Below are 10,839 nucleotides of genomic sequence, written 5' to 3'. Positions count from 1 at the left end.
TCTTTGTAAATCAAAAAGAACTAGAAAACTCACTCATTTGTGAGAACTCTAGTTCTTTTTTCGTATTTCAAGAACTAGTCATTCGATTGTTGATGAATTGTCTAGTTCTTTTATATAGAGGGCTAAAAGTCTGTCCGATTGTCTGTTTTAGAATAGCAATTAGAGATGACTAGATTGCATTGACCAAATCTTGAGCTTGTTTTTCAAGTGAGTTTAGGACTGTTTCTTCAAGAACCAATTTTCCGTCTGCCCAAGCAGAGTCATTGACACGTGCAGCAGTGAAATCACCAACGACTTGTGTACGGATAAATGGCAAGAGGTCCTTGTAAATAGCGAAGAGTTGATCGTGACCTGCATTGGCTACAGATGATACTGTGACAAACTTGTCTTGAAGGGCAGAAGCGCCACGTGTATCAGATAAGTCAAGGGCACGAGATAGCCAGTCAAGCAAGTTTTTCACTGTTCCAGGGATAGAGAAGTTGTAGACTGGAGAGAAGATCCAGATGGCATCCGCAGCGAGAACCGCTTCGCGAGCAGCCGCTACAGCTGGATGTGTTGGAACTTCCAAATCTTGGCTGAAGAGAGGAAGGGCTGAATAATCAAGGTAGCTAACTTCCGCTTTACCAGCAAGTGCTTTCTCAGCTTCGAGAGCCATTTGGTGGTTGAAAGAACCTTGACGTAGGGATCCGACGATAAATAATACTTTTTTAGACATGATGTGTCTCCTTTTTCTTAAAATTTCGAGAATTGCCTCGTTGTTATAAAATATATTACAACAAAAGAAAACACCTTGCAAGAAATTTGCTCAGAGTTTATTTGAAAATTATAAAATTGCTGAAACTTAGTCACTTGCTACTGGAAAAGTAAGAACTGTTTTTTGGATTCTGGTTTGCTTTGAAGGAAGAAATAGAATTGGTTGCTTATACTCAATGAAAATCAAAGAGCAAACTAGGAAGCTAGCCGCAGGTTGTACTGGAGTACGGCAAGGCGAAGCTGACGTGGTTTGAATTTGATTTTCGAAGAGTATTCTTATATTCACTTGTAATAAAGTTTAATAGATGGTAAAATAGACGAGTGAAAAAAAGACAAAAAAAAGCAAAAAATAATCTACTGTGGCAGTATGGTCTAGGGATGACGATTTTGTTTGTGGTTATCAGTGCTTCCTTTCTGTATCTAGTGTTTCTGAGTATGAAACCCTATCAAACTGCTAAAAGTGAAGGAGAAAAATTAGCTCAGCAGTATGCAGGATTAGAGCAGGCTGATCAGGTTGACTTATACAATGGCTTGGAATCTTATTACAGTGTTCTTGGTCATAATAAACAGCAAGAAGCACTTGCTGTCCTGATTGGAAAAGATGACCATAAGATCTACGTTTATCAGCTAAATCAAGGTGTTTCACAAGAAAAAGCAGAAGCGGTTTCTAAGGAAAAAGGAGCAGGCGAGATTGACAAGATTACCTTTGGCCGTTATCAAGACAAGCCAATCTGGGAAGTCAAGTCAGGCTCTAATTTTTATCTAGTAGATTTTGAAACAGGAGCATTGGTCAATAAGGAGGGCCTATGAAACTATCCAACCGTGTTTTAGAAATGGAAGAAAGTGTTACTTTAGCTAGTGATGCGAGAGCAAAAAAATTAAAAGCTCAAGGTAAGGATGTCCTTTTCTTGACCTTGGGACAACCAGATTTTCACACTCCTGAAAATATTCAGGATGCAGCAGTTAAAGCTATTCGAGAAGGACAGGCTTCCTTCTATACAGTAGCTTCAGGTCTACCAGAATTAAAAGCTGCGGTGAATACCTACTTCGAGCGCTACTATGGCTATTCTGTCGCAAGTAACGAGGTTACCTTTGCTACAGGTGCCAAGTTCTCCCTCTATACTTTCTTTATGGCTGTAATCAATCCTTTAGATGAGGTTATTATTCCAACTCCATACTGGGTTAGTTATGGAGATCAGGTCAAGATGGCAGAAGGGATTCCAGTCTTTGTTCAAGCTAAAGAAGACAATGATTTTAAAGTCACAGTGGATCAACTAGAACTAGTTAGGACAGATAAAACAAAGGTTTTGGTTCTCAATTCACCATCTAATCCGACTGGTATGATTTATACTCGTGAAGAATTACTAGCTATCGGAAATTGGGCAGTTGAGCATGACATTCTGATTTTAGCAGATGATATATACGGTCGCCTTGTTTATAATGGAAATCAATTTGTTCCAATCTCAAGTCTATCAGAAGCAATTCGCAAGCAAACCATTGTTATCAACGGGGTATCTAAGGCCTATGCCATGACGGGTTGGCGAGTTGGTTATGCGGTAGGTGATCCTGAAATCATTGCAGCTATGAGTAAATTGACGGGACAAACAACTTCAAATTTGACATCTGTGTCTCAATATGCGGCTATTGAAGCCTTAACAGGACCACAGGATTCTGTTGATATCATGCGTCAAGCTTTTGAGGAGCGTCTCAATACCATTTATCCGCTATTATGTGAGGTCCCAGGTTTTGAAGTCGTTAAACCACAAGGCGCTTTCTATCTCTTCCCAAATGTTAAAAAAGCCATGGAGATGAAAGGCTATACGGATGTGACTGACTTTACAACAGCTATTCTTGAGGAAGTTGGTTTGGCACTCATAACAGGAGCAGGTTTTGGAGCTCCAGAAAATGTCCGCCTCAGCTATGCGACAGACCTAGACACGCTTAAAGAAGCAGTTAAACGCTTGAAAGCATTTATGGAAAAATAAAAGAAAAAGAAAAGGAAAAATAATGACAAAACGTGTAACGATTATTGATGTAAAAGACTATGTTGGGCAGGAAGTGACGATTGGCGCTTGGGTTGCCAACAAATCAGGAAAAGGGAAAATCGCCTTCTTGCAATTGCGCGATGGAACAGCCTTCTTCCAAGGTGTAGCCTTTAAACCAAACTTTGTAGAAAAATTTGGTGAAGAGGTAGGACTTGAGAAGTTTGATGTTATCAAACGCTTGAGCCAAGAAACTTCTGTTTATGTGACAGGTATTGTCAAAGAAGACGAACGTTCTAAGTTTGGCTATGAATTGGACATTACAGATATCGAAGTGATTGGTGAATCTCAAGACTACCCAATCACACCAAAAGAACACGGAACAGACTTCTTGATGGACAACCGTCACTTGTGGCTCCGTTCTCGTAAGCAAGTAGCGGTGATGCAAATTCGTAACGCTATCATCTACGCAACTTATGAGTTCTTCGACAAGAACGGCTTCATGAAATTTGATAGCCCAATCCTTTCAGGAAACGCGGCAGAAGATTCAACTGAACTCTTTGAAACAGACTACTTCGGAACGCCAGCCTACTTGAGCCAATCAGGTCAGCTTTACCTAGAAGCAGGTGCGATGGCCCTTGGTCGTGTCTTTGACTTTGGTCCAGTATTCCGTGCTGAAAAATCAAAAACACGCCGTCACTTGACTGAGTTCTGGATGATGGATGCAGAGTACTCATACTTGACACACGATGAATCACTTGACTTGCAAGAAGCTTATGTGAAAGCTCTTCTTCAAGGTGTTCTTGACCGTGCGCCTCAAGCCTTGGAAACCTTGGAACGTGATACAGAACTCTTGAAACGATACATTGCAGAGCCATTCAAACGTATCACTTATGATCAAGCCATTGACCTCTTACAAGAGCATGAGAATGATGAAGATGCTGACTACGAGCATCTTGAGCATGGTGATGACTTTGGTTCACCACACGAAACTTGGATTTCAAACCACTTTGGTGTGCCAACATTTGTCATGAACTACCCAGCAGCCATCAAGGCATTTTACATGAAACCAGTTCCTGGAAATCCAGAACGTGTGCTTTGTGCAGACTTGCTCGCTCCAGAAGGCTATGGAGAAATCATCGGTGGTTCTATGCGTGAGGAAGACTACGATGCCCTTGTCGCAAAAATGGATGAACTTGGTATGGATCGTACAGAGTATGAATTCTACCTTGACCTTCGTAAATATGGTACAGTTCCACATGGAGGATTTGGTATCGGTATCGAACGTATGGTAACCTTTGCAGCAGGAACAAAACACATCCGTGAAGCTATCCCATTCCCACGTATGTTGCACCGTATCAAACCGTAAATAAATATATAAAAGTAAAAGGTCAAATTGGCCTTTTATTTTTTATGATGAAATCACATAAAACTTCGATTGATATATATATATATAGAAATACTCATATTTTGTACATAAATGTAGACAGTTTAGTTGAAATAATGTTATAATGTAAATCAGGGATTAAGTACCTAAGTGTAGCTGCTTTAATGTATAAATTAAGCTGGAAATGGAGGCGTTGTTTAAATACTTGGAGGTAATTCCGCAATTAAAATTTATTTAAAAAGGAGAAAATATGTATTCAAGAATGGACAAATACCACGGACAAAAGGTCCAACGCTTTTCAATCCGTAAGTATAGTTTTGGTGCAGCATCAGTAGCTGTTGCAGCTTACATGATGTTTGGTGGAGCAGCAACTGTTCAGGCTCACGAGCAAGGTACATCAGCTACAGTGACTAGCGAACAAGTAAATCCTAATGCTGGGAATCAAGCAGATTCAACCAAGCCTGTAGATTCAACTGAAACTTCTGCATCAACTGTGGCTACACCAACAACTGAGCAAGCAGCAGCCCCAGCTACAGCAACACCAGCTCCTGAGGTAGCACCAGCTGAACCAACAAAAGCTGTAGAAGCACCAGTTGCAAAGGCTGACACAAGCAAGTTGGAAGCAGCTATTGCTCGTTTAGAAGCAGCTTTAGAAAAAGCATCATCAACTGAAAAAACAGCTTCAGCAATTGAGTCTGCAAAAGCAGAATTAGCAAATGCAAAAGCTGTAGTTGCAAATGAAGCTGCAACAAAAGAAGAAGTATCAAAAGCTACATCAGCAGTAAACGGTAAAGCTTTCGTTGTTGAAAGTATGCCAAAAGCAACTGCAGACAAGAAAGAAGAAAAAGAAAAAGAAAACAAAAACCAAGATCCACGTAATGGACAAGCCATTCCTGGACAAGGTGAAAGTGGATTTAGAACAGTAGATACTACTGCAGCTAACTCAGCAGAAGAAGCAACTAAATATAAAGGTGAAAGAGATAAAGCTTTACCTGAATTACAAGCAAATATTGATAAAGTACAAGCTAAACTTGATGCAGAAAAAGCAAAAGATGCAAATAAAAAAGATCAAGCAATAATTGATACTTATACTAAAATTATCGAAAAAGCTAAAAAAGTATTGGCAGATGCAAATGCGGCAGATGCAACATCAGCTCAAAAAATGAGCCAACAAGCAGAAGCTGTTAAATCTGAACGTGACTTATTAGCTTCCTACTTAGCTGGAAAAACTGAATTAGGCGCTCCAGTAAGTGAAAACCATGTTGCTTATGGTAACAACCCTAAAAATGGTGTCTTTGAAAGCTTAAAAGAAGGTTTCGGAGATAAAGTAACATTCACTGATGCTGATAAAAAATCAGAAACAATTGCTACTCAATATGAAAGTGGACGTGACATTACTGATAAAGTAATGAATAAACCAGGTGCAAAAGATCCAATCGGTAGTGCAACATATAACTGGCAAGAAAAAGCTATTACAAAAGCTGACGCAGAAGCTGGTATGTTAAATGGTTGGAAAATTGAAAAAGGGGACAAAGTTAATGCGGTTAAACCTCTTGATGTCACAAATGTTACAGATAAAGATGGACAACCAAGTACACGTGAAGTTCCAAAATCTAAACTATACTCAAATGATGGAGAATTGAAAAAATATCAAACATCAGGTGAAACTAGTTATGTAAATGGTAGTGGTGTAGTTCCTTCAGTAACACCTACTATTGATGTAATGAGAACAAATGCGTTCGGTGAAGTTAAAAACCGTGATTACTACTTAGAATTAGGAAGCAAAGGTACAACTCTTTCTAAAGAGTATGATGTTAATGGAAATTCACGACTAAATGTTAACTTAATTCACAGTGCAGCGTATGGTGGTAGTACAGCTACTTCTGCTGGTGAAAGAGTTAAATTAACAATCGTAGATGCGTTCACTGGTAAAGAAATTAAACCAGTTGAAGGTAAAAATGGACCATTAGCAACAGAACAAGGAGCTCTAGCAGCTAATGGATGGAACCATTTAGATCGTATTTATGATATTCCAGCAGAAACTACAAAAATTAAAGTGTTGATTGAAGCTGGAAGTCAAGGAACAAATTCTTTAATTAATGATAACAACATCAATATTAAAGATGGTTACTTAATCGGTGGTATTGGTATTGCAACTGCACCAGCTGCTGAAGTAGTAACAAACGTTCGTTCAGATGGTAAAACAGGTGAATACGGATATACAAAAGATACAATCTATGATAAAGGCCAAAAAGGTAACTTTGACATTACAATTAAAAACACTGGTGGAATGAATATTGACTACTATTCTGCATCAAATGTTGAAGTAACAGTAGAAGTTCCTAAAGGTGTCGTATTAGAAGATAAAATCTACAATGCCAACGGTGGATCAAACTGGTTAGGAAATGTTTGGGCAAATACTATTAAATGGGTTCCAAATGATCCAAGTGATAACTCAAAAGGTGGAAAATTAACGTACAACGTACCAGCAGGAAACCGTATGGCTGCTGCAGAGACAAACTCTCGTACAACAAGTATTCCATTTACAGCTGCAGATAACTTCGTAGGACCAGCTGACTTTAAAGTAACAGTTAAGAGTGGTTTCGGAGACACAGATGCTGAAGGTAACAGACTTTACTCTTATACTGCAAATGGATTAAAACCAGCTTATGAAAATGAATTTAACCGTAATGGTTTAGCAGATTCAGATAATCCTGATTACAAATACGGTAAAGAAATTTTTATTAATAGTTTACAAACTAACTCAGTAATTACAGTACCAATTAACACAACAGATGATCAGCTTAGAAAAATTGCTTATGCAAAAGCTCAAGAAGCAATTAAATCACCAGAATTTACTAAATTATTATCAGATGTAAAAGGAACTGCTGCATTAGGTGATTCTACTAAATCAGAAATTGTTGATCATGATGATGATGATTTAGCAATTACAAAAGTAGCAGAAGATGGTCGTGGGATTGTTAAAGTACCTGTAACTTATACCGTAGATGGTAAAACTTATGAAACAACAGTTGATATTGAAGTAAACGTTGTCGAATCTAAGACAAAACCTGTTGTAGTATTTGAAGGTGATGAAATTACACCAGCAAGTGTTAAAGAAAAAGTTGAACCATCTGAAATTGATGGCAAAAAAGGTACAGCTAATGAACCAAAAGCAACTGATATCTTTAAAACGGATGGAAAAGCTGGAGAGTCAGGATTAAAAATTCCAACAACAGTTACTCACAATGTAGATGGAACTGAAGTTACAGAAGATGTAACAGTACCAGTTACTGTTCTTCCTAGAACAGAAGGTGAAGTTGATGTACCTAAAGGAGCTACTCCGGATAAAGTTAAAGAAACTCTAAAAAATAAAGCAAATGAGTTAATTAAAACTCCTGACTTCCCTGCAAAAGTACCAGAAGGATATACAGTTACTGTAGGAGAAATTCCTGAAATTCCTGCTGATATTGCTAATAAAAAAGGTGAACCAGTAGTTGTAAAAGTTCCAGTAACATTTACATCACCAGACGGAACAACGTATACTTCAGAAATTCCAGTAACAGTAAATGTAAAAGGTTCAGAAGTGAAACCTGTATACGTAGTAGAAGGAAATCAACCAAAACCTGCAGATGTTAATGAAGCAATTACACCTGATAAAGGTGGAGACTTAACACCTGTAACTGAAGCTGACATCAATAAAGACGTTCCTACAGATAAAGTTAAAGTAGGAGCAACAGATTTAGCAGTTAAAGCAACGGTTAAATATCCAACTGGTGATGAAACAGTTGATGTCCCAGTTAAAGTATTACCAAAAGCAACACCAACAGGTGTGACAGTGCTTAAGGATACTGATGATACTGCTCTAACAAATGTTGTGAAAGAAAAAGCGAATGAAGCAGTAAGTAAATTAACAAACTTACCAGCTGGAATTACTGCATCACTAGATGAAAGAGAAATTTCTTACACATTACCAAAAACAGATTCAAATGGGGACAAAGATACAGTTCCTGTAAAAGTATTATATAAAGATGATAAAGGTAATGTAGTTGGTGAAGATACAATTAACGTACCAGTTAAAGTAGTAAGCTCAACACCAAAACCAGTAGTCGTATTCGAAGGTGACACACCAAAATTAGACAAAGATTCAGTAACACCAGGTGAAGGTGGAACAGTTGGAGAACCAACAACAGTTCCATCTACAAAAGATAAAGCTGGAGCTACAGATGTAACAGTTGATGTACCAGTAACTTACGACAATGGAAAAGTGACTGAAACAGTTAAAGTTCCAGTAACAGTATTACCAAAAGCAACAGCTGATGTAACAGTAGTTAAGAATACTACTCCAGATAAACTGAAAGAATTAGCAAAAGATAAAGCTAAAGAAGCAGTTGAAGCAACAGACTTCAAATCTAAATTACCAAACGGAGCAACAGTAACTGTTGGTGATGTAACTGAAGATGTATTATCTAAAATAACAGCTGAAAAAGGTACAAACACAGGAACTGTTAATGTGCCAGTAACCTACACAGTTGATGGAAAAGATTACACAACTACAATCCCAGTAACAGTAAATGTTAAAGGTTCAGATGTAAAACCTGTGTACGTTGTAGAAGGTGATAAACCAAAAGCTGAGGATGTAAACAAAGCAATCACTCCTGATACTGATGGAACTACAACACCTGTAACTGATGAAGAGATCAACAAAGCTATCCCTACAACAGAAGGTAAAGTAGGTTCTCCAGATGTTAAAGTTACTACTAAAGTAACTTATAAAGATGGTGGAGACGAAGAAGTAACAGTACCTGTTACAGTATTACCAAAAGTTAAACCAGAAGGTGTAACAGTACCAAAAGATGCTGATAAGACTGAATTAGCAAAAGTTGTTAAAGAAAAAGCAGAAGAAGCAGCTAAAAAACTTGAAGGTCTTCCAGACGGTGTAACAGTTACAGTAACAGATGTTAATACAACTCCTGGAACAGATACTGTAGGTAAACAAACTCCAGCAACTGTAACAGTTGAATACAAAGATAAAGATGGAAATAAAATCACTAAAGTGATTGAAGTACCAGTAAACGTTGTGTCTTCAACACCACCATCAGTAGTAGTATTTGAAGGTGACACACCAAATTCTGAAGAAATTAAGAAAGGTATTACACCAGGTGAAGGTGGAACAGTAGGAGACCCTACAAAAGTTCCATCTACAGTAGGAAAAGCAGGGGATAAAGACGTTGAAGTAGAAGTACCAGTAACATACGGAAATGGTAAATTCAAAGAAAACGTTAAAGTTCCAGTAACAGTACTACCAAAACCAAAAGCTGGAGAAGTTGTTGTACCAAAAGATCTTTCAGAGAAAGAATTAAAAGATAAAGTTGGTAAAGATGCAGAAAATGCAATCAACAACGAAGAATTCAAGAAAAAACTTCCTGAAGGAGCAACTGTTAAAGTTGATTTAACAAATGTTACAGTACCAAAAACTTCAGAGCCAGGAAAAGCTGGAGAAGTAGAAGTACCAGTGATTTACACTGTCAATGGTAAAGAGTACAAAACAACAGTTAAAGTACCAGTAACAGTGGTTGAAGGTAAAGAACAACTTGTACCAAAAGGTGATACTCCAGATCCAAAAGATAACATTACACCAGGAAATTACCCAGAAGGAGCTACATTCGAATACGATACACCAGTAGATACTTCTAAACCAGGTAAAAAAGAAGCTGTTGTTATTGTTAAGGATAAAGATGGTAAAGAAATTGTACGAGTTCCTGTAGTAGTGAATGTGGTAGAACCAAAAGTTACACCAATCATTGTTCCAGAAAGAACTAAATTAACTAAAGAAGATGTACAAAAACACATCGAAATCCCAGGAGTAACTGGATGGGAAATCGTAGGGGAACCAGAACTTCCTGAAACATTCCCTGCAGGTGTAAGACCATCAGCAACAGTTACAGTTAAATTACCAAACGGTAAAACAATGAAAGTACAAGTACCAGTAATTGCTACACCAACTGTAACACCAATCGTTGTACCTCAAGGAACAACAATTACACCAGATGATGTGAAGAAACACGTCAACATTCCTAAAGAATCAGGATGGGAAATTATTGAAGTTGGAGAAATCCCAACAACTGAAACACCTGGAGAAAAAACAGCGGTTAAAGTGAAGGTGAAATTACCAACTGGTGAAATTATCGAATTGGAAGTACCAGTAAAAGTAACTCCTAACAATTCATTAATTCCTCAAACAGAACCATCACCAGCAACTCCAGCTCCACAAACACCACAGACTCCACAACCTGCTGGACCAACTGCTCCTGAACAGCCTGTAACTCCTACGGAACCAGGACAACCAGCAACACCTAATCAAACTCAACCAGCGGCATCTGCTCAAGCTCAAGCAGATGCAACAGTAGCAACTGATTCAGCTACTCAACCAGCAACACCTAAATATGTTGAAGGTCAAAAAGAGTTGCCTAACACAGGTACAGAAGCCCATGCAGGCCTAGCAGCACTTGGACTTCTTGGAGCCCTAGGTGGATTTGGACTTCTTGCTCGCAAGAAAAAAGAAGACTAAAAACTCATAGTTTTTGAGAAGATGATTCGTCATCTTCTTTTTTTACTCTTTGTCCACTGTAGTAGGTTTAAGAAAATCGGCTCCATAATATCTATAGGGGATGTACTCGCGACAAAAAGTACATCTCAGAAATAGTATATATTCAT

Annotated in this window: 5 protein-coding genes; 4 read left to right on the top strand and 1 reads right to left on the bottom strand. The window is 38.1% G+C overall.

All coding sequences use genetic code 11. The features are described from left to right. Positions 1-169: 169 nt before the first annotated feature. Positions 170-715, bottom strand: a complete 546-nt coding sequence (locus tag QMQ21_RS06650) for an NADPH-dependent FMN reductase (RefSeq protein ID WP_061439591.1) — start codon at positions 713-715, stop codon at positions 170-172. Between the two features lie 359 nt (positions 716-1,074). Here QMQ21_RS06650 and QMQ21_RS06645 point away from each other — a divergent pair, with 359 nt between their 5' ends. The 4 genes from QMQ21_RS06645 to QMQ21_RS06630 all read left to right on the top strand — a co-directional run bounded on the left by QMQ21_RS06645 (position 1,075) and on the right by QMQ21_RS06630 (position 10,693). Continuing rightward, entirely contained in the window at positions 1,075-1,563 is a 489-nt protein-coding gene (locus tag QMQ21_RS06645) for a cell wall elongation regulator TseB-like domain-containing protein (RefSeq protein ID WP_261035406.1), read from the top strand. After that, complete coding sequence (locus QMQ21_RS06640) at positions 1,560-2,738, top strand: pyridoxal phosphate-dependent aminotransferase (protein ID WP_261035404.1); 1,179 nt, start codon at positions 1,560-1,562, stop codon at positions 2,736-2,738. Before QMQ21_RS06645 ends, QMQ21_RS06640 begins: the two co-directional genes overlap by 4 nt. Before the next feature lie 22 nt (positions 2,739-2,760). After that, positions 2,761-4,104, top strand: coding sequence for an asparagine--tRNA ligase (gene asnS, locus QMQ21_RS06635; protein WP_000167160.1), 1,344 nt, complete (start codon positions 2,761-2,763; stop codon positions 4,102-4,104). Between the two features lie 268 nt (positions 4,105-4,372). Then, positions 4,373-10,693: a YSIRK-type signal peptide-containing protein gene (locus tag QMQ21_RS06630; protein ID WP_261814130.1), complete on the top strand. Its 6,321-nt coding sequence runs from the start codon at positions 4,373-4,375 to the stop codon at positions 10,691-10,693. Positions 10,694-10,839: the final 146 nt, after the last annotated feature.

It is taken from the genome of Streptococcus bouchesdurhonensis (assembly GCF_948472335.1).
The sequence above is the reverse complement of the archived record's forward strand: the minus strand, read 5'-3'. Positions and strand labels throughout refer to the sequence as shown.

What these genes read in the sequence shown, in the direction of transcription:
- QMQ21_RS06650 (WP_061439591.1), bottom strand. Translation starts at nt 715, where the DNA reads ATGTCTAAAAAAGTATTATTTATCGTCGGATCCCTACGTCAAGGTTCT.
- QMQ21_RS06640 (WP_261035404.1), top strand. Translation starts at nt 1,560, where the DNA reads ATGAAACTATCCAACCGTGTTTTAGAAATGGAAGAAAGTGTTACTTTA.
- asnS (WP_000167160.1), top strand. Translation starts at nt 2,761, where the DNA reads ATGACAAAACGTGTAACGATTATTGATGTAAAAGACTATGTTGGGCAG.
- QMQ21_RS06630 (WP_261814130.1), top strand. Translation starts at nt 4,373, where the DNA reads ATGTATTCAAGAATGGACAAATACCACGGACAAAAGGTCCAACGCTTT.